This window comes from Aeromicrobium phragmitis (assembly GCF_003674095.1).
Lineage (GTDB): Bacteria > Actinomycetota > Actinomycetes > Propionibacteriales > Nocardioidaceae > Aeromicrobium > Aeromicrobium phragmitis.
The window spans coordinates 105,094-123,288 of record NZ_RDBF01000002.1 but is presented as its reverse complement, the minus strand read 5'-3'; the positions used below and the strand labels follow the sequence as shown (position 1 = coordinate 123,288).

Below are 18,195 nucleotides of genomic sequence, written 5' to 3'. Positions count from 1 at the left end.
CTCGGCCGATGGGAAGAACCGTAGCCGAGGTGCGATCAGAACAACGCCGTGGCGAGGGCACGGCGCGCCGTGGAGACGCGCGGGTCGTTGATGCCGACGACGGTGAACAGCTCGAGCAGCCGCTGGCGCACCCGTTCGCGCTCGTCGCCGCTCGTGCGGCGGACGAGGTCGATCAGGCGGGCGAACGCGTCGTCGACGTGGCCACCGGAGACGTCGAGGTCCGCGACGAGCAGCTGCGCCTCGATGTCGTGGGGACGGTCGGCGGCTGCCTGCCGGGTTGCGACGAGGTCGGCGCCCTGCGTGCGCGCCATGAGCTTGACTCCGGCGAGTCGCTCGCCGATCTCGCTCTCACCGGGGTGCTGGGCCTGCAGCTTCTCGTATTCCGCGATCGCGGTGGCGAAGTCGCCGGCGGCGAACGCCTCGTCGGCCGCCGCGAAACGTGGATCGTCGGCCGGCTCGTCGTCGTCGGCCGGGGCCTCGGCCGCCTGACCCGAGGGGGCGGCGCGGCCGGTCAGCCCGTGCTGGGCCGCGAGCTTCACGAGCTCGTCGAAGTACCGGGCGATCTCCGCTGCGTCGACGGTGCCCTGGAACAACGGCACCGGCTGCCCCTTGACGAGGCCGACGACGAGCGGCACCGCCTGGGCACCCAGCGCTTGCGCGATGCCGGGGTTGGCGTCGACATCGACGCGCGCGATCTGGATCGCTCCCTGGTAGCGCGTCGTCGCCTGGACGAGGAGGTCCGTGAAGTCACTGCTCTGCGGCGAACGTGGCGACCACAACGCCAGCACCACGAGGTGCTCCAGAGAGGACTGGATGATGTCCTGGAAGTCCTGCTCGGTCGCATCGATGACATAGACCGCGCCGTCGGCGGCCTGACTCGGCGCAGCCGAGCTCGCCGACGGGGAGTTCGCGAGAGCGGACAGATCGATGGCACCGGGGCGCGAGAACGTCATGCGCCCATTGTAGGAAGTCGCCCCGCGGCGTGCGGCGGGGTCGTGGGACGGAGTGCGACAGCCGAAGCCGGGAGTCGGCCCCGGGCAGATCAGCAGACTCCTCGAGGTGCTCGGAGTCCGCCTCCACGACGGTCCGCGCGCCGTAGCACTCGGCCACCATTTCGCGGAGCAGTTCTCCCGATGCCCCGATCCGAAGCCCTCCGCCGCAGCTCAGCCGGGTGTGGCGGCGAGCAGCGCATCCGCGGCGGTGAACGGGTCGGCTCGGCCCGACAACACGTCCTCGGCCAGCTGGTCGAGACGGTCCTCGTTGCCCACCTCGAAGCGGCGGCTCATCTCCGCGAGGGCGATGCGTTCGACCTCGCGCCGGGCCCGCGCGTGCCGCCGCCGCCGCAACTCGCCGCTGGCGCGCAGATGCGTGCGATGATCGTCGATCGACTCCACGACCGCGTCGATCCCCTCGCCGGAGGTCGCCACGGTCATGACGATCGGCGGGGTCCAGGCGCCGTCGGGCCGGTGCGTCATCGAGAGCATGGTGCGCAACTCGCGCCGGGTCGTCGTCGCCCCGTCGCGATCGGCCTTGTTGATGCAGAAGACGTCGCCGACCTCCAAGATGCCTGCCTTGGCCGCTTGAATACCGTCGCCCATGCCCGGCGCGACGAGGACGAGCGTGGTATCGGCCAGGCCGGCGATCTCGACCTCCGACTGCCCGACCCCGACGGTTTCGACGAGGATGACGTCACACCCCGCGACGTCCAGGACCCGGATCGCGTGCGGTGTGGCCCACGACAGCCCGCCGAGGTGGCCCCGGCTGGCCATCGAGCGCAGGTACACGCCGGGATCCGTGGCGTGCTCCTCCATGCGGATGCGGTCGCCGAGCAGGGCGCCTCCGGTGAAGGGCGAACTCGGGTCCACCGCGAGCACCCCCACGGTGCGCCCCTGACGCCGCAGCGCCGCGACGAGCGCCGAGGTGCTGGTGGACTTGCCGACTCCGGGCGAGCCGGTCAGGCCGATCACGTGCGCACCTCCCGCGTGGGGCGCGAGAGCCGCACTGACCTCGCGGAGCACCGGCGATTCGGCCTCGACGAGGGAGATCAGACGTGCCACCGACCTGGCCTCACCGCGACGAGCGCGGGAGACCAGGTCGGTGACGTCGTGGGGCCGGGAGCCCACTCAGTTCTTCGGGACGCGGACGATCAGCGCGTCACCCTGGCCGCCGCCACCGCACAGGGCGGCAGCGCCGACCCCGCCACCGCGGCGGCCCAGCTCATTGGCCAGATGCAGCACGACGCGTGCGCCGCTCATACCGATCGGATGACCGAGGGCGATGGCGCCGCCGTTGACGTTGACGATGTCGGTCGAGATGCCGAGCTTGTTCGCCGAGGCGATACCGACCGCTGCGAACGCCTCGTTGATCTCCACGAGATCGAGGTCGTTCGCCGACAGCCCCTCCTTCTCCAGCGCCTTGGCGATCGCGTTGGCCGGCTGCTCCTGCAGCGTCGAGTCGGGGCCCGAGACGACACCGTGCGCACCGATCTCGGCGATCCAGGTCAGCCCGAGCTCCTCGGCCTTGGCCTTGCTCATCACCACGACCGCGCACGCGCCGTCGGAGATCTGGCTGGCCGTGCCGGCCGTGATGGTGCCCTCCTTGGAGAAGGCGGGACGCAGCTTGCCGAGCGACTCGGCGGTGGTGTCGGCACGCACGCCCTCGTCGGCCGCGACCACGACCGGGTCGCCCTTGCGCTGCGGGATCTCGACCGGCACGATCTCGTCGTCGAAGACGCCGTTCTTCTGCGCTTCGGCAGCGAGCTGGTGCGAGCGGGCGCCGAAGGCGTCCTGCTCCTCGCGGCTGAGGCGGTCGACCTCCCCGTTGCGCTGCTCGGTGAGCGCACCCATGGCCTGGTCGGTGAGCGAGTCCCACAGACCGTCGTACTCCATGTGGTCGAGCATCGTGGTCTTGCCGTACTTGTAGCCCTCGCGCGAGCCGGTGAGCAGATGCGGAGCCTGGGTCATCGACTCCTGACCACCCGCGACGACGATGTCGTACTCGCCCGCGCGAATGAGCTGATCGGCCATCGCGATCGCGCTGATGCCCGAGAGGCACACCTTGTTGATGGTGACTGCCGGCACGTCGAGCGGAATGCCGCCCTTGTGGGCCGCCTGGCGAGCCGGAACCTGACCGGCACCGGCGCCGAGTACCTGGCCCATGATCACGTAGTCGACCTGGTCACCGGAAACGCCGGCCTTTTCCAGGGCGCCCTTGATGGCGATGCCGCCGAGATCGGAACCGGACAGGGACTTGAGGCCGCCGAGCAGACGTCCGATCGGGGTGCGCGCACCGGCGACGATGACGGACTGGGTCATGGGAGAACTCCTTCGCGTGACGTTGGGGTCACTTTACTCGCGGTTAACATTCGCGGGTACCCGTGTGGCAGGGGTCACAGGACGGCCCGTCGACGTGGCACTACGCTGCGACCATGTCCAGCGAACAACTCGTCCCCGGCCACCTGCTCGTGGCCATCGATCACGTCGGCATCGCGGTGCCCGACCTCGACGACGCCCTCGAGTTCTACGCCCGCGTCTTCGGCCTGCAGTCGATCCACGAGGAGGTCAACGAGGAGCAGGGCGTGCGCGAGGCGATGCTCGCGGTCGGCGACTCCGGCTCGTGCATCCAGCTGCTCGCCCCCCTCGACGACAGCTCCACGATCGCGAAATTCCTCGATCGCAACGGTCCCGGCATCCAGCAACTCGCCTATCGGGTGAGCGACATCGACGCCGTCTCGGCGACCTTGCGCGATCGCGGCGTACGCCTGCTGTACGACGCCCCCAAGCGCGGCACCTCCGACAGCCGCGTCAACTTCGTGCACCCCAAGGACGCCGGCGGCGTCCTCGTCGAGCTGGTCCAACCGGCCGCCGACGCCCACTGAGCCAGCGACAGGAGACCTGCGTCACACGCCGGAGCGTGGCGGACCAAGTTTCCCGTCGGTAACATCACGGCAACACCCCGACACCGGAGGACATCCCGTGCAGAACATTCTCGACGCCATCATGGCCGGCGACACCTCCTCGGAGGAGTTCGCCGCCATCGACATTCCCGAGTCCTATCGTGCGATCACGGTCCACAAAGAGGACGAGACGATGTTCGAGGGCATCGCCACCAAGGAGAAGGACCCGCGCAAGAGCCTGCACCTCGACGAGGTACCCGTGCCGGAGCTGGCACCCGGAGAGGCTCTCGTCGCCGTGATGGCCAGTGCCATCAACTACAACACCGTGTGGACCTCGATCTTCGAGCCCGTCTCGACGTTCCGCTTCCTGGAGCGGTACGGGCGGCTGTCCGAGTACACCAAGCGCCACGACCTGCCGTACCACGTCGTGGGCTCCGACCTCGCCGGCGTGGTCTTGCGCACTGGCCCGGGCGTGAACGCGTGGAAGCCGGGCGCCGAGGTGGTCGCGCACTGTCTGTCGGTCGAGTTGGAGAGCCCCGACGGCCACGACGACACGATGATGGACCCCGAGCAGCGCATCTGGGGCTTCGAGACGAACTTCGGCGGACTGGCCGAGCTGGCGATCGTCAAGACGAACCAGCTCATGCCCAAGCCGGCGCACCTGTCGTGGGAGGAGGCCGCGAGCCCGGGCCTGGTCAACTCGACCGCGTACCGCCAGCTCGTGAGCCGCAACGGCGCCAACATGAAGCAGGGTGACGTCGTACTGGTCTGGGGCGCCTCGGGCGGCCTCGGCTCGTACGCGACCCAGATGGCCCTCAACGGCGGCGCGATCCCGGTCTGCGTCGTGTCGAGCCCCGAGAAGGCCGACATCGTCCGCTCGATGGGCGCCGAGCTCGTCATCGACCGGTCGGCCGAGGGTTACAAGTTCTGGAAGGACGAGCGCACGCAGGACCCGAGCGAGTGGAAGCGGTTCGGCAAGAAGATCCGCGAGCTCACCGGCGGCGAGGACCCGGACATCGTCTTCGAGCACCCGGGCCGCGAGACGTTCGGCGCCTCGGTGTACGTCGCACGCAAGGGCGGCACGATCATCACGTGCGCGTCGACCTCGGGCTACATGCACGAGTACGACAACCGCTACCTGTGGATGAACCTCAAGCAGATCAAGAGCTCGCACTTCGCGAACTACCGTGAGGCCTACGAGGCCAACCGCCTCATCGACAAGGGCCTCATCCACCCGACCGTCTCGAAGGTCTACCCGCTGGCCGAGACGGGTCAGGCAGCCCTCGACGTGCATCACAACAAGCACCAGGGCAAGGTCGGCGTACTGACGCTCGCCCCCGAGGAAGGGCTGGGCGTGCGCGATCAGGAGAAGCGCGCCAAGCACCTCGACGCGATCAACCGCTTCCGCGGCGTCTGATTCGGTCACCCGCAGGGCCCGGTTCCGTCAGGGACCGGGCCCTGACGCGTTCAGGGCGTCAGCGCGGGACGTCCTTGAAGACCGCGGTGGTGCGGTCGGCGTAGGCTGAAGAGTCGGCCTGTTCGATCGGGCCGTCCCAGGTCTCGGGCAGCGGTACCGCCACGTCGGGGGCCAACCGGGCCACGATCTCGTCGAGGACGCGCTCGGTGTCACCGACCCACAGGTGCTTACCACCCTCGACCGCGACCACCTCGGCCTGCGGCACGGCAGCGAACCGCTCACGCGCCTCCGGCGGCTGCAGATAGTCGTCGTGCTCGGGGACGATGGCGGCGAGCGGCTTACCCGACTCCGCCCACGCCGCCAGGTGCTCGGGCTCGCTGTACCGCAGCGGTGGCGACAGCAGCACGGCACCGCGGACGGCCGGGTCGAGCCCGTACATCAACGTCAGATCGGTACCGAACGACCATCCGACGAGCCAAATGTTGGGCAAGTCGTGGAACTCGGCGTATTCGAGAGCCGCGGCGACGTCCCACTTCTCCCCCACCGCTCGATCGAACTCGCCGTCGCTCTTGCCCTGGACGCTCTCGGTGCCGCGGGTGTTGAAGCGAAGCACCGCGATCCCGGCCAGCGCGGGGAGACGGTACGACGCTTTGCGGAAGACGTGGCTGTCCATCATGCCGCCATGCGTGGGCAACGGGTGGAGGCAGACCATCGTCGCGACGGGCGGCCGGTCCTCGGGCAGCGCCAGCTCGCCGACGAGCGTCAGCCCGTCAGCGGTGTGCAACTCGATCGGCTCGCGCCGGGCGGGCAGCACGGAGTTGCCGCGGATCTTCTCGGCCACGTCACACCTTTCGTCGCCAGCAGGCGGTGTGCCAGTGCCGGCGTTCGTTGATCGCGTCGTCACTGAGCAACGACTTGAGTTCCGGCCACGCGACGACGTGCGGCGTGGCCGGCGGGATGGGCCGCAGGCAGCCCGGACAGGTGTAGGGCTTGGTCGAGGACGATCCGGTCAACGAGCGCACCCACCACCGTCCGTCGCGTTTCTCCACGAGCTCCTCGGGAGGTCGCACCCGGCCCTGGGGACGCGAAAGCCGCTGCGCGCGAGCGGCAGCGGCTTTGCGTCGAGACATGGCTCCATCCTACGGGCGCGGGCCCGCGGACGAGTCTCAGTAGCGGTGGAAGCCCTCCTTGGTCTTACGGCCGAGCTTGCCGTCGGCCACGAGCTTCTCCAGCGTCGGAGCCGGGGTCCAGCCGTCGTGGCCGAAGGCGCCCACGAGGGTCTGCTGGATCGCGAGCGACACGTCGTTGCCCACGACGTCGAGCAGTTCGAACGGCCCCATCGGCAGCCCGGTCGCCTTCATCGCATCGTCGATCTCCTCCAGCGACGTGCCCTCGGCCTCGTGCAGGCGGACGGCGTCATTGAGGTACGGGAACAGCAGCGCGTTGACGATGAAACCGGCCCGGTCGCCGCAGGACACCGGGTGCTTGCCGGTCGCGATGCACAGGGCACGCACGGTCTCGTCGACGTCGTCGGCCGTCTGCTCGGTGGTGACGACCTCGACGAGCTTCATCACGGGGGCCGGGTTGAAGAAGTGCATGCCGATGACGTCGGCGGGACGGCTCGTGACCTCCGCGCACTGGGCGATGGAGAGCGATGACGTCGTCGTGGCGAGGATGGCGCCCGGCTTGCAGATCCGGTCGAGGTCGGTGAAGAGCTGGAGTTTGATGTCGAGGTCCTCGGCGATCGCCTCGACGACGAGGTCGACGTCGCCGAGCGCCTCGCGCTCGGTGGCACCGGTGAGTCGGGCGAGCACCGCGGCCTTCCCGTCCTCGTCGAGCTTGCCGCGCGCGACGGCCTTGTCGAGGCTCTTGGCGATGCGGTCCAGGACACCCTGCACCTTCTGCTCACCGCGGCCGACGAACACGACGTCGTAGCCGGACTTGGCGAACACCTCGACGATGCCCGAAGCCATGGTGCCGGTGCCGACGACGCCGACCTTCGCGACGGGCCGGCGCACCTGAGGTGCCTCCGCGGCGGCGTCGGGACCCTCGGAGAAGGAGCCCTCACCCGCGGCGTGCTCGACCAGCACCGGAGCCGGCTCGTGCAGCGGGTCGCCGGTGCGCTGGTGAAGCTCTCGCAGCCCCTTCACCACGGTCCCGGCGCCGAGGGCGTCGATCAGCGTCAACGGGCCCACCGGATAGCCGCAACCGAACTTCATGCCCGCGTCGATGTCGGCGGCCGTCGCGTAGCCGCTGCCGAACATCGTTGCGGCGTGGTTGAGGTAGGGGTAGAGCAGCGTCCGGGCGATCTGACCGTCGCGGTCGTCGGCCACGATGCGGTCCACGATGTCCTGCATGCCATAGTCTCCTTCGGGACGTCCTTGCACGAGCCGGTTACCGGCTAGTAGCAAAGCGTAGCCCACGCCACACCTACCCGAAGGGGAGACTCGCGTTGAGGGTCGTCATCGCCCGCTGCCAGGTCGACTACGCCGGTCGGCTCACCGCCCACCTGCCACTCGCCACTCGGCTCATCATGGTCAAGGCGGACGGCTCGGTGCTCGTGCATTCGGACGGGGGCTCCTACAAGCCGCTCAACTGGATGAGCCCGCCGTGCCGCCTCCAGGAGGGCGTCGCCGACGACGGTGTCATCGAATGGACGGTCTCAGCGACCAAGTCCGACGACACGCTGCGCATCCGGATCGAGGAGATGCTGCATGACTCCTCACACGATCTCGGCGTGGATCCGGGTTTGCAGAAGGACGGCGTGGAGAAGCACCTGCAGGAGTTGCTCGCCGAACACACCGCCGCGCTGGGCGAGGGCATGAGCCTCGTCCGCCGCGAGTTCATGACGGCCATCGGCCCGGTCGACCTGCTGTGCCGCGACGCCGCCGGCGCCTCGGTGGCCGTCGAGATCAAGCGCCGAGGCGAGATCGACGGCGTCGAGCAGCTGACGCGCTATCTCGAGCTCATGAACCGCGATCCCGCGCTCCGGCCGGTGCGCGGCATCTTCGCCGCGCAGGAGATCAAGCCGCAGGCCCGCGTGCTGGCCGAGGACCGGGGCATCACCTGTGTCGTCGTCGACTACGACGAACTCCGCGGCATCGACGACCCGAGCCTGCGCCTGTTCTGAGGCCACGCACCCGCTGAGTGTGACGTTATGGCAGCAAAAGCGGGCGTTTCACCTGCGAAACGTCACACTCAACGGGTACTCAGGCGCCGGCGATGGGTGGGGCGGTCGGGTCGGACTCCTCGCCGGTCTCCTCGCGGGCGACCCAGTCCTCGATCCGCTCGAGGTCGTCCTTCGAGCGCGTCACGACGGCCAGCAGATCGCTCATCTTGGCGACCTCCTCGACCTGCTCCTTGATGAACCACTGCATGAATTGGTCGGACGCGAAGTCCGACGACTCGCGGGCGATGCGGGTGAGCTCGTTGATCTGCGCGGTGACGCGCTTCTCCTGATCCAGCGCGAGCTGCACGGGCGCGACGACGTCGGCGAAGCCCATGATCGGCGCTTCGAGCGCGGGGATGACGACCTGCTCGTCGGCGTCCAGCAGGTACTGCACCATCATCATCGCGTGGTCGCGTTCCTCGATCGCCTGCGCGTAGAACAGCGCTGCCATCTGCGGCATCGTCAGCGCGTCGTAGTACGTGGCGATCGCGACGTACTGCTGGTGGGCGGCGAACTCGTGCCCGATCTGCTCTTGCAGCTTCTCGACGAATGCCGGAGCGGCCATGTGGTGTTCTCCTGTCTCGCGAAGTGAGGGCAGCCTCACTTCCGGTGGTAATCTCGCCATGTGCCCAAGCCGAAGAAGAAGTGCTGCGAGAGCAAGCCGCGCTGCAAGCGCTGCCCCATCCGCATGCTCAAGGACGGCACACTCCCCGACGGCTACACGGTCAAGAAGCGCAAGCTCGTGAAGGTCAAGAAGAAGAAGGACCCCGTCAGCAAGGCCGCCTGATCGCGTGGCACCTCGAGCCTAGGCGAGCGGGCGCTGTCGCGCTACGAAGGCCAGGCACACCCAAGATCGGTGTGCCTGGCCTTCGTCGCGATCAGCTTAAGCCGTTGGCCTTGCGGATCTCCTCGATCACCCGGCCCATGATCTCGGTCATGCCGAAGTCCTTGGGGGTGAAGACCGCGGCGATTCCGGACGCTTCGAGGCGTCGCGCGTCCGATTCGGGGATGATGCCGCCGACGATGACCGGCACGTTGTCCAACCCCGCCTCCACCAGCCCGCGTTGAATCTCGGGCACGAGTTCCATGTGTGAGCCCGACAGGATGGACAGACCGACGACATCGACGTCCTCGGCGACGGCCGCGGAGACGATCTGACTCGGTGTGAGTCGGATGCCTTGGTAGATGACCTCGAACCCGGCGTCGCGGGCGCGCACGGCCACCTGCTCGGCTCCGTTGGAGTGACCGTCGAGTCCGGGCTTGCCGACGAGGAACCGGAGCCGGCGACCGCCGAGCTCCTCCCCCGTCGTCCTGACCCGCTCGCGAACCGCGGTGAGCTCCGCGCCGGCCTCGGTGACCCCGACGACACCGCTGACGCCCGTGGGAGCCCGGTACTCGCCGAAGACCTCGCGCAGGGCTCCGGCCCACTCCCCGACCGTGGCGCCGGCGCGGACGGCGGCCAGCGTCGCCTCCATGAGGTTCTCGTCGGTCTTGGCGACGGCCTGCACCGTGGCGAGTGCCTCGTCGACCGCCGCCTGGTCGCGTTGTTCGCGCCACGCCTGCACGTCCGCGACCGCATTGGCCTCGGCCTGCGGGTCGGCGACCATGATGGCGGCGTCCAGGTCGGCGGTCAGCGGCGAGGGCTCGGTCTCGGTGTAGGAGTTCACCCCGACGACCTTGATGTCGCCGGCTTCGATCTTGGCGCGGCGCTCGGCGTGCGAGGACACGAGCGCCTGCTTCATGTAGCCCGACTCGACGGCGGCGACCGCACCGCCCATCGCCTGAACGCGGTCGATCTCGGCCCTCGCGCCCTCCACGAGCTCGGCGACCTTGGCCTCGATGACATGCGACCCGTCGAAGATGTCGTCGTACTCGAGCAGATCGGACTCGAAGGCGAGGACCTGCTGCAGGCGCAGCGACCATTGCTGGTCCCACGGCCGCGGCAGGCCGAGCGCTTCGTTCCAGGCCGGCAGCTGCACGGCACGCGCACGAGCGTTCTTGCTGAGCGTCACCCCCAGCATCTCCAGCACGATGCGCTGCACGTTGTTCTCGGGCTGGGCCTCGGTCAGGCCGAGCGAGTTGACCTGCACGCCGTACCGGAAGCGGCGCATCTTCGGGTCCTGCACCCCGTAGCGCTCGCGGGTGATCTCGTCCCACAGCTCACCGAAGGCGCGCATCTTGCACATCTCCTCGATGAACCGCACGCCGGAGTTGACGAAGAACGAGATGCGGCCGACGACCTTCTCGAACTTGTCGTCCGGCACCTGCCCGGAGTCCTTGACCGCATCGAGCACGGCGATCGCCGTCGACAGCGAGAAGGCGAGCTCCTGCACCGGCGAGGCCCCGGCCTCCTGGAGGTGGTAGCTCGAGATGTTGAGCGGGTTCCACTTCGGAATGTGGTTGACCGTGTAGGCGATCATGTCGGTGGTCAACCGCATCGAGGCCTCCGGCGGGAACACGTAGGTTCCGCGCGAGAGGTACTCCTTGATGATGTCGTTCTGCGTCGTGCCGGCGAGGGCGGCCGCGTCGACCCCCTGCTCCTCGGCGGCGACCTGATACATCGCGAGCAGCCACATCGCGGTGGCGTTGATGGTCATGGACGTGTTCATCTCGCCCAGCGGGATGTCCTGGAACAGCCGGCGCATGGCACCCAGATGCGGGATCGGAACACCGACCTTGCCGACTTCACCGCGGCTCAGCTCGTGGTCGGGGTCGTATCCGGTCTGCGTCGGCAGGTCGAAGGCGACCGAGAGTCCGGTCTGGCCCTTGGCGAGGTTGCGACGGTACAGCGCATTCGACTCGGCCGCAGAGCTGTGGCCGGCGTAGGTGCGCATCACCCAAGGCTTGTCTGGCATGGCCACACGTTACCGCTAGGTAACGCTACGGGGCACCCGCCGTACTGTGATGCGGACCACGCGAAACGGCAGCCGATCGTGTGGCGCTGGCCATACCGGCACCTCGGACGCTAGGATTGAACCACGTTTCACTTCTTCGAGGGGCGTTTCATGCCGTACCGGGAAACCGAGGCCACTCGCCGTCGCGCCGAGGAGCGGCGCGCGAATCTGCTGCGTGCCGCGCGCGATCTGGTGGCCCGACATGGGTTCGCAGGAGCCAAGATCACCGCGATCGCCGAGACCTGCGGCACGAGCGTCGGCCTCGTGTACACGTACTTCGACAACCGTGACGAGCTCCTGGCGACCGTGTTCCGCGAGTCGGCCTCACATGAGCTCGCCGCCGTGCGGGCCGGAACGGCGGCCGCCGGCCCCGCACCACGCGAGCGGCTCGACGCGTTCATCCGCACCTTCGCCGGCCGGGCATTGCGGGGACGCCAGCTCGCATGGTCGCTGTTGTTCGAGCCCGTCTCCCCCCTCGTCGAGGCCGAACGCCTGACCTACCGACGCGCCTACGTCGACCTCGCCGAGAGCATCCTCCGCGACGGCATCGCTGACAACACGTTCGCGCAGCAGAACGTGGGACTGAGCGGCGCGGCGACGATCGGTGCGATCAGCGAGTCGCTCGTCGGGCGGCTCAACCCCGTGGGCTACGACGGCCTCGACGGTCTCGACGACACGGTGATCGTCGACGACATCGTCGTCTACTGCTTCCGCGCCCTCAGCGCCCCGTCCACCTCCCCCGCACCCACCCGTCAGGAGACACCATGAGCACAGCGACCCACCAGGTGACCAACCAGGCTCCCCCGCGCATCGGGATCAACGAGTTCACCAGCAACCCCGCGCTCGTCGAGGCCGTGCACCGCTACGGCGGGGGCTGGGCTCACGACCGGCTGTCCGACATCGGCGACCTCGTCGGGCGAGCAGACTTCCAGCGTGACGCGGAACTGGCGAACGTCTTCACGCCCGAGTTCAGCAGCCACGACCGCTGGGGACACCGCGTCGACGACGTGCGCTTCCATCCGGCGTACCATCGCATCTTCGGCGACGCGATCGCGCACGGGGCCCACACGTCGTGCTGGGCCGAATCGCGGGAGGGCGCCCACGTCGCCCGCGCCGCGACCTTCATGGCGTTCGCCCAGATCGAACCCGGCCACGCGTGCCCCGTCAGCATGACCCATGCGGTCGTCCCGTCGCTGCGGCTGGCCGACCCGCAACTGACCGACTTCTGGCTGCCGAAGGTCCTCGCCACCTCCTACGACCCCGAGCTGCGCGACCCCGCGACCAAAGCCAGCGCCGTCTTCGGCATGGCGATGACCGAGAAGCAAGGCGGCTCCGACGTCCGCGCCAATACCACCCGTGCCGTGCCCGCACCCGACGGGACCTGGCGTCTGACCGGTCACAAGTGGTTCTGCTCGGCGCCGCAGTCGGACGCGTTCCTGGTGCTCGCCCAGACCCCCGAGGGACTGTCGTGCTTCCTCGTCCCGCGCGTCCTGCCCGGCGGAGAGCGCAACGGGTTCTTCATCCAGCGCCTGAAGAACAAGTTGGGCAACAAGTCCAACGCGTCCTCGGAGATCGAGCTGCTCGACGCCACCGGCTGGCTCGTCGGAGAACCGGGCCGTGGCGTGCGGACCATCATCGAGATGGTCAACCAGACGCGGTTGGACTGCATCCTCGGCTCCGCCGCCGGGATGCGTCAGGCCGTGGCGGAGGCGTCCTGGCACGTCGCGCACCGCGAGGCCTTCGGCGCGCCCCTCGTCGACCAGCCGGCGATGACGGCGGTCATCGCCGATCTGCAACTCGAGGCCGAAGCCGCGACCTGGACGGCCATCCGGGCGAGCGCCGCCTTCGACGACACCGACGACGAGTCGTCCGCGTTCGCGCGGCTCGCGACGGCCGTCGCGAAGTACTGGGTGTGCAAGCGCGGACCGCACCACGCCTATGAGGCGCTCGAGTGCCTCGGCGGCAACGGCTACACCGAGGACTTCCCCCTCGCCCGCCGCTACCGCGAACAGCCGGTCATGGCGGTGTGGGAGGGCTCGGGCAACGTCATCGCCCTCGACGTGCTGCGCGCCATGGCGCGCGAGCCGCAGGCGGTGGACGCGTTCGTGCGCGAGGTCGGCCACGCGGCCGGGCACTCGACGACCTTCGACGCGCACCTCAAGCAGCTGCATGCGCTCCTCAGCGAGGCAGCCGCCGACCCGCAGGCCGCTCCTCGGATCGCACGGCGGGTCATCGAGTCCATGGCGCTCGCGCTGCAGGCGTCGATCCTCATCCGCGAGGCGCCGGCGGTCGTCGCCGACGCATTCGTCGCGGCACGACTGGGCGAGGATCGAGGGACGGAGTACGGAGCGCTTCCGACGGGAGTGGACGCCGCCGCGCTCGTCGCCCGCTCCGGCATCGAACGCTGACCGACCGGTCGCGCCGCCTGCGAGGAACGTGCGGCAATGGAGCCGCGGCAATGGGCGTAGGCGCCACGGAGCACGCCCAGGTGACGACACGTGGTCTCGATACGGTCGGTCGCTGAGCGACCTTCCTACTCGACCACCAAGTGCTAGCTGGGCGAGGGCCCCGTGACGCCGCATGGGCTCGATACGGTCGGTCGCTGAGCGACCTTCCTACTCGACCACCGAGTGGTAGCTGGCATGGTCTCGATACGGCCCTCGTCGCGCCTCGCCTGCCGGCTTGTCCCTTCGAGCGATGGGACCGGGGACCGGCGGGGCCGATCGAGCCTAGACTCGGGACATGGTGAATCTGACGCGCATCTACACGCGCACTGGCGACGACGGCACGACGGCGCTCGTCGACATGAGCCGTACCTCGAAGAACGATTCCAGGCTCGCCGCTTACGCGGACGTCGACGAGACGAACTGCCATATCGGTGTCGCCTTGTCGCTCGGAGAGCTCGACGAGGACGTCGTCGCGGTGCTCACGCACATCCAGAACGACCTGTTCGACGTCGGCGCTGATCTCGGCGCTCCCGTGGTCGACGACCCCGAGTACCCGCCGCTGCGCGTCGAGCCCGACTACGTCGAACGGCTCGAGCAGTGGTGCGACAGCTACAACGAGGCCACGCCCAAGCTGCGGTCGTTCATCCTTCCGGGCGGAACCCGGGCTGCGGCCGAGCTCCACGTCGCGCGGACGGTCGCCCGACGTGCCGAGCGCTCGGCGTGGGCCGCTCTGGATGAGCACGGCGACAGCATGAACGTGCTCACCGCGAAATACCTCAATCGACTCAGCGACCTGCTCTTCATCCTCGCGCGCTACGCCAACCGCGAGCACGGCGACGTGCTGTGGGTGCCCGGGGGCGAACGCTGAGGGGTGCGGACACCACGAAGGGACCGCCCGCTGGACGGCCCCTTCGTGGTGCGTCTCTCAGTACCAGTCGATACGAGTCGGCGTGTACCAGTCGATCGCCGGCTTGGCCGGCTTGACGACGGCACTCTTGGCGGTGTCCACTGTGGCAGCGTTCGAGGGGGCCGGGATGCTCAACACAACCGCGGCGGCCACGAACGTGGAGGCGATCATCTTCTTCACAAGATCATCCTGACACAGAAGAACTAGTCCGCGCACGCCTTTTCGGCCATGGTGACTAGACGACCTTGTTGACGCCGCGGCCCGGAGGCGACGATTCGAGCCATGCCAGCAATCCGGTGAGCGACGACGGGCTGAGCGCCAGCTGGCGGACGGGAGTGGGATTCTCGGTCCGCACCACGACGTGTCCGTCATGGATCGCGTACCCCTCGGCCCCCTGCGGCTCTCGACGTCCTTCGATGTGGACGTCGCCGCGCGGGAACCGGTACTTCGGCCGCAGCGACAGGGAAAAGGTACGGTACCAGCACACGTGGCCCGCGCCGTAGACGGCGATTCCAAGCAACCACCCTCGCGCCGAGGCCTCTTCGTTACGGTTGACGCTCATCTCGAACGCACCGCCTCGCCGAGTGAGCCACCGACGGCGCACCCCGAGGGTGACGAGCAGCACGATGCCCAGGACGACGAGGACGGCGAGGGAGTCAACCAGCCACAGCCACAGCGGCATGATTCACTCCCTCGCCCAACTCAGGCTGCCTTACCGAGCAGGCGCAGCTTGACCTCGGCGCGATGACGTGCGTCGTCGTCGTTGGCCGCCTCGGCCTCGGCAAGCTCGCGGCGCACCTCGGTCTCATCGATCTCCTCGAGCAGCCAGGTGTCCTCGCTGAGGATCGAGACGTGATCGTCGGCGACCGAGAGGAACCCGTCCCCGACCGCCGCCTGCACGATCGGTCCCTCGAGTGGCTTGATCATCACGACGCCCGGGACCAACAGCGAGAGCAGCGGGGCGTGGCCGGCGAGCACACCGAGGTCGCCCTCGGACGTCCGCGCGATGATCTCCGAAGCCTCGCCGGACCAGACCACGCGGTCGGCCGCGACCAGCTCGATCTGCAAGGGCCCCGCCATCAGGAGTTCTTCTGAATCTCGGCCCACTTCTTGTCGACGTCGTCCAGACCGCCGCACATGAAGAAGGCCTGCTCGGCCACATGGTCGTACTCGCCGTCGCAGATCTTGGTGAAGGCGTCGATCGTCTCGTCGAGCGGGACGGTCGAGCCCTCGATGCCGGTGAACTGCTTGGCGACGTAGGTGTTCTGGCTGAGGAAGCGCTGGATGCGACGAGCGCGCGAGACGATCGTCTTGTCCTCCTCGCTCAGTTCGTCGACACCGAGGATCGCGATGATGTCCTGGAGCTCCTTGTTGCGCTGCAGGATCGACTTCACGCGCGTCGCGGTGGTGTAGTGCTCCTGCGTGATGTAGCGCGGGTCCAGGATGCGCGACGTCGACGTCAGGGGGTCGACGGCCGGGTAGATGCCCATCGAGGCGATCTCACGGTTGAGCTCGGTCGTCGCGTCCAAGTGGGCGAACGTCGTCGCCGGAGCCGGGTCCGTGTAGTCGTCGGCGGGCACGTAGATCGCCTGCATCGAGGTGATCGAGTGACCGCGCGTCGAGGTGATGCGCTCCTGCAGCACGCCCATCTCGTCGGCGAGGGTCGGCTGGTAGCCCACGGCGGAGGGCATGCGGCCCAGCAGCGTGGAGACCTCCGAGCCGGCCTGCGTGAACCGGAAGATGTTGTCGATGAACAGCAGCACGTCCTGCTTCTGCACGTCGCGGAAGTACTCCGCCATCGTCAGCGCGGACAACGCGACGCGCAGACGCGCTCCCGGCGGCTCGTCCATCTGGCCGAACACCAGGGCGGTCTGTCCGAGGACGCCGGCCTCTTCCATCTCGGCGATGAGGTCGTTGCCCTCACGCGTGCGCTCGCCGACGCCGGCGAACACCGACACGCCGCCGTGGTCGCGCGCGACACGGGCGATCATCTCCTGGATCAGCACGGTCTTGCCGACGCCGGCTCCACCGAACAGGCCGATCTTGCCGCCCTGCACGTAAGGCGTCAGCAGGTCGATGACCTTGATGCCCGTCTGGAACATCTGCGTCTTCGACTCGAGCTGGTCGAACGCGGGCGACTTGCGGTGGATGCCCCAGCGCTCGGTGGCCTCGAAGGTCTGGCCTTCTTCGAGGTTCAGCACATCGCCGGTGGTGTTGAACACCTTGCCGAGGGTCTCGTTGCCGACCGGAACCGTGATCGGCTCTCCGGTGTTGATGACGGTGCTGCCGCGCACGACGCCGTCGGTGGGACGGAGGCTGATGGCGCGGACCATGCCGTCGCCGATGTGCAACGCGACCTCGAGCGTGAGGGTCTCCCGCACACCCGCGACCTCGGTGTCGACCTTGAGCGCGTTGTAGATGTCGGGCATGGCGTCGGACGGGAACTCGATGTCGAGCACCGGGCCGATCACCCGGGCGACGCGGCCCGTGGCGGTCTTCTTCTCTTCGACGGTGGCAGTCATGTCTCTCACTCACTCCCAGCGGCGTCGGCGAGCGCGTTCGCGCCACCCACGATCTCGCTGATCTCCTGGGTAATGCCAGCCTGGCGGGCCTGGTTGGCAATGCGGGTGTACTTCTGGATGAGGTCCTCGGCGTTGTCCGTCGCGGACTTCATGGCCTTCTGGCGCGCTGCCAGCTCCGAGGCCGCCGCCTGCAAGAGGCAGTAGTAGATCCGGCTGTGGACGTACTTGGGCAGCAGTGCGTCCAGTACCTCGTTGGTGCTCGGTTCGAACTCGTACAGCGGAAGCAGATCACCTTCGGCCGGCGGCTCGGTGCCTTCGACGACCTCCAGCGGGAGGAGACGGATCGTGGACGGCTCCTGGGTCAGCATCGACCGGAAGCGCGTGAACACGATGTGCAACTCGTCGACGGCCAGCCGCGGGTCCACCGACGCCTCGTCGACATCGTCCGACTCCTCGGTTTGGAACGCCGCGACGAGCGTGTTGCCCATCGTCCGGGCATCGTCGTACGTGGGCTTGTCGGAGAACCCGGTCCACGACTCGATGAAGTCACGCTGCCGGAACTTGAAGTACGTTTCGGCCTTGCGTCCAGCGAGGTAGTAGTCGACCGACTTGCCTTCCCCGCGCAGCTTCTCTCCGAGGCGCTCGGCCTCCTTGAGCACGCTGGCCGAGTAGGCACCCGCCAGACCGCGGTCGCTGGAGATGATCAGCACCGCGGCCCGGGTCGGGTTCTCCTTCTCGGTGGTCAGGGGGTGGTCGACGTCGGAGAACGTGGCCACCGCCGAGACCGCGCGAGTCAGCTCACGGGCGTAGGGCGCCGCCGCCGCCGCCTGCTGCTGTGCCTTGATGATGCGTGAGGCGGCGATCAGCTCCATGGCGCGCGTGATCTTCTTCATCGACTGGGTCGACTTGATCTTCGCGCGGTATTCGCGGAGCGAAACGGCCAT

At 68.4% G+C, this 18,195-nt stretch carries 20 protein-coding genes; 7 read left to right on the top strand and 13 right to left on the bottom strand.

All coding sequences use genetic code 11. The features are described 5' to 3' along the window. Positions 1-35: 35 nt before the first annotated feature. From D9V41_RS03470 to D9V41_RS03460, 3 genes are all read right to left on the bottom strand, one after another. Positions 36-953 (bottom strand): tetratricopeptide repeat protein, encoded by a 918-nt coding sequence (locus D9V41_RS03470; protein ID WP_121793145.1) that lies wholly within the window; start codon positions 951-953, stop codon positions 36-38. 210 nt (positions 954-1,163) lie between these two features. Further along, entirely contained in the window at positions 1,164-2,123 is a 960-nt protein-coding gene (meaB, locus tag D9V41_RS03465; RefSeq protein ID WP_121793144.1) for a methylmalonyl Co-A mutase-associated GTPase MeaB, read from the bottom strand. Further along, positions 2,124-3,314, bottom strand: coding sequence for an acetyl-CoA C-acetyltransferase (locus tag D9V41_RS03460; RefSeq protein ID WP_121793143.1), 1,191 nt, complete (start codon positions 3,312-3,314; stop codon positions 2,124-2,126). A gap of 113 nt (positions 3,315-3,427) precedes the next feature. Between D9V41_RS03460 and mce the strand changes: the two genes are divergently transcribed. Beyond that, on the top strand, positions 3,428-3,877 hold the full coding sequence (mce, locus tag D9V41_RS03455; RefSeq protein ID WP_121793142.1) for a methylmalonyl-CoA epimerase: 450 nt from the start codon (positions 3,428-3,430) through the stop codon (positions 3,875-3,877). Between the two features lie 97 nt (positions 3,878-3,974). Further along, positions 3,975-5,312, top strand: coding sequence for a crotonyl-CoA carboxylase/reductase (ccrA, locus tag D9V41_RS03450; protein ID WP_121793141.1), 1,338 nt, complete (start codon positions 3,975-3,977; stop codon positions 5,310-5,312). A 58-nt stretch (positions 5,313-5,370) separates the two neighbouring features. On the opposite strand, the gene D9V41_RS03445 is transcribed toward ccrA, so the two are convergent. From D9V41_RS03445 to D9V41_RS03435, 3 genes are read right to left on the bottom strand one after another with little or no spacing between them, the layout of a single operon-like run. Continuing rightward, the gene (locus tag D9V41_RS03445; protein WP_121793140.1) at positions 5,371-6,153 is read right to left on the bottom strand and encodes an alpha/beta hydrolase; all 783 of its coding nucleotides are present in this window, start codon (positions 6,151-6,153) and stop codon (positions 5,371-5,373) included. A gap of 1 nt (position 6,154) precedes the next feature. Then, complete coding sequence (locus D9V41_RS18445) at positions 6,155-6,442, bottom strand: hypothetical protein (protein ID WP_121793139.1); 288 nt, start codon at positions 6,440-6,442, stop codon at positions 6,155-6,157. A gap of 36 nt (positions 6,443-6,478) precedes the next feature. After that, a complete protein-coding gene (locus D9V41_RS03435; RefSeq protein WP_121793138.1) occupies positions 6,479-7,669 on the bottom strand; it encodes a 3-hydroxyacyl-CoA dehydrogenase family protein in 1,191 nt (396 codons plus the stop codon). 95 nt (positions 7,670-7,764) lie between these two features. Between D9V41_RS03435 and nucS the strand changes: the two genes are divergently transcribed. Further along, positions 7,765-8,442, top strand: coding sequence for an endonuclease NucS (nucS, locus tag D9V41_RS03430; protein WP_121793137.1), 678 nt, complete (start codon positions 7,765-7,767; stop codon positions 8,440-8,442). 79 nt (positions 8,443-8,521) lie between these two features. On the opposite strand, the gene D9V41_RS03425 is transcribed toward nucS, so the two are convergent. Then, a complete protein-coding gene (locus D9V41_RS03425; protein ID WP_121793136.1) occupies positions 8,522-9,046 on the bottom strand; it encodes a ferritin in 525 nt (174 codons plus the stop codon). 60 nt (positions 9,047-9,106) lie between these two features. Between D9V41_RS03425 and D9V41_RS17720 the strand changes: the two genes are divergently transcribed. Beyond that, complete coding sequence (locus tag D9V41_RS17720; RefSeq protein ID WP_166375902.1) at positions 9,107-9,268, top strand: hypothetical protein; 162 nt, start codon at positions 9,107-9,109, stop codon at positions 9,266-9,268. 91 nt (positions 9,269-9,359) lie between these two features. Here D9V41_RS17720 and D9V41_RS03420 read toward each other — a convergent pair whose 3' ends face one another. Then, positions 9,360-11,336 (bottom strand): protein meaA, encoded by a 1,977-nt coding sequence (locus tag D9V41_RS03420; RefSeq protein WP_243697141.1) that lies wholly within the window; start codon positions 11,334-11,336, stop codon positions 9,360-9,362. A gap of 150 nt (positions 11,337-11,486) precedes the next feature. Between D9V41_RS03420 and D9V41_RS03415 the strand changes: the two genes are divergently transcribed. The 3 genes from D9V41_RS03415 to D9V41_RS03405 all read left to right on the top strand — a co-directional run bounded on the left by D9V41_RS03415 (position 11,487) and on the right by D9V41_RS03405 (position 14,690). Then, the gene (locus tag D9V41_RS03415) at positions 11,487-12,143 is read left to right on the top strand and encodes a TetR/AcrR family transcriptional regulator (protein ID WP_121793134.1); all 657 of its coding nucleotides are present in this window, start codon (positions 11,487-11,489) and stop codon (positions 12,141-12,143) included. Beyond that, positions 12,140-13,783, top strand: a complete 1,644-nt coding sequence (locus D9V41_RS03410) for an acyl-CoA dehydrogenase family protein (RefSeq protein ID WP_121793133.1) — start codon at positions 12,140-12,142, stop codon at positions 13,781-13,783. Before D9V41_RS03415 ends, D9V41_RS03410 begins: the two co-directional genes overlap by 4 nt. Positions 13,784-14,117: 334 nt before the next feature. Beyond that, the gene (locus D9V41_RS03405; protein WP_121793132.1) at positions 14,118-14,690 is read left to right on the top strand and encodes a cob(I)yrinic acid a,c-diamide adenosyltransferase; all 573 of its coding nucleotides are present in this window, start codon (positions 14,118-14,120) and stop codon (positions 14,688-14,690) included. A 57-nt stretch (positions 14,691-14,747) separates the two neighbouring features. Here D9V41_RS03405 and D9V41_RS17715 read toward each other — a convergent pair whose 3' ends face one another. From D9V41_RS17715 to D9V41_RS03385, 5 genes are read right to left on the bottom strand one after another with little or no spacing between them, the layout of a single operon-like run. Then, a complete protein-coding gene (locus D9V41_RS17715; protein ID WP_166375901.1) occupies positions 14,748-14,909 on the bottom strand; it encodes a hypothetical protein in 162 nt (53 codons plus the stop codon). Between the two features lie 55 nt (positions 14,910-14,964). Next, complete coding sequence (locus tag D9V41_RS03400) at positions 14,965-15,411, bottom strand: DUF2550 domain-containing protein (RefSeq protein WP_121793131.1); 447 nt, start codon at positions 15,409-15,411, stop codon at positions 14,965-14,967. Positions 15,412-15,431: 20 nt separating this feature from the next. Next, positions 15,432-15,809: a F0F1 ATP synthase subunit epsilon gene (locus D9V41_RS03395; RefSeq protein WP_121793130.1), complete on the bottom strand. Its 378-nt coding sequence runs from the start codon at positions 15,807-15,809 to the stop codon at positions 15,432-15,434. Beyond that, positions 15,809-17,251 (bottom strand): F0F1 ATP synthase subunit beta, encoded by a 1,443-nt coding sequence (atpD, locus tag D9V41_RS03390; RefSeq protein WP_121793129.1) that lies wholly within the window; start codon positions 17,249-17,251, stop codon positions 15,809-15,811. Before atpD ends, D9V41_RS03395 begins: the two co-directional genes overlap by 1 nt. 5 nt (positions 17,252-17,256) lie before the next feature. Next, positions 17,257-18,195, bottom strand: coding sequence for a F0F1 ATP synthase subunit gamma (locus D9V41_RS03385; RefSeq protein ID WP_121793128.1), 939 nt, complete (start codon positions 18,193-18,195; stop codon positions 17,257-17,259).

Excerpts from the sequence above, each read along its gene's own strand:
- D9V41_RS03415 (WP_121793134.1), top strand. The coding sequence starts at position 11,487 with ATGCCGTACCGGGAAACCGAGGCCACTCGCCGTCGCGCCGAGGAGCGG.
- atpD (WP_121793129.1), bottom strand. The coding sequence starts at position 17,251 with ATGACTGCCACCGTCGAAGAGAAGAAGACCGCCACGGGCCGCGTCGCC.
- D9V41_RS03400 (WP_121793131.1), bottom strand. The coding sequence starts at position 15,411 with ATGCCGCTGTGGCTGTGGCTGGTTGACTCCCTCGCCGTCCTCGTCGTC.
- D9V41_RS18445 (WP_121793139.1), bottom strand. The coding sequence starts at position 6,442 with ATGTCTCGACGCAAAGCCGCTGCCGCTCGCGCGCAGCGGCTTTCGCGT.
- D9V41_RS03425 (WP_121793136.1), bottom strand. The coding sequence starts at position 9,046 with ATGGCCGCTCCGGCATTCGTCGAGAAGCTGCAAGAGCAGATCGGGCAC.
- D9V41_RS03435 (WP_121793138.1), bottom strand. The coding sequence starts at position 7,669 with ATGCAGGACATCGTGGACCGCATCGTGGCCGACGACCGCGACGGTCAG.
- D9V41_RS03410 (WP_121793133.1), top strand. The coding sequence starts at position 12,140 with ATGAGCACAGCGACCCACCAGGTGACCAACCAGGCTCCCCCGCGCATC.
- D9V41_RS03385 (WP_121793128.1), bottom strand. The coding sequence starts at position 18,195 with ATGGCCGTTTCGCTCCGCGAATACCGCGCGAAGATCAAGTCGACCCAG.
- D9V41_RS03460 (WP_121793143.1), bottom strand. The coding sequence starts at position 3,314 with ATGACCCAGTCCGTCATCGTCGCCGGTGCGCGCACCCCGATCGGACGT.
- mce (WP_121793142.1), top strand. The coding sequence starts at position 3,428 with ATGTCCAGCGAACAACTCGTCCCCGGCCACCTGCTCGTGGCCATCGAT.
- D9V41_RS03420 (WP_243697141.1), bottom strand. The coding sequence starts at position 11,336 with ATGCCAGACAAGCCTTGGGTGATGCGCACCTACGCCGGCCACAGCTCT.
- D9V41_RS03470 (WP_121793145.1), bottom strand. The coding sequence starts at position 953 with ATGACGTTCTCGCGCCCCGGTGCCATCGATCTGTCCGCTCTCGCGAAC.
- D9V41_RS03395 (WP_121793130.1), bottom strand. The coding sequence starts at position 15,809 with ATGGCGGGGCCCTTGCAGATCGAGCTGGTCGCGGCCGACCGCGTGGTC.
- D9V41_RS03405 (WP_121793132.1), top strand. The coding sequence starts at position 14,118 with ATGGTGAATCTGACGCGCATCTACACGCGCACTGGCGACGACGGCACG.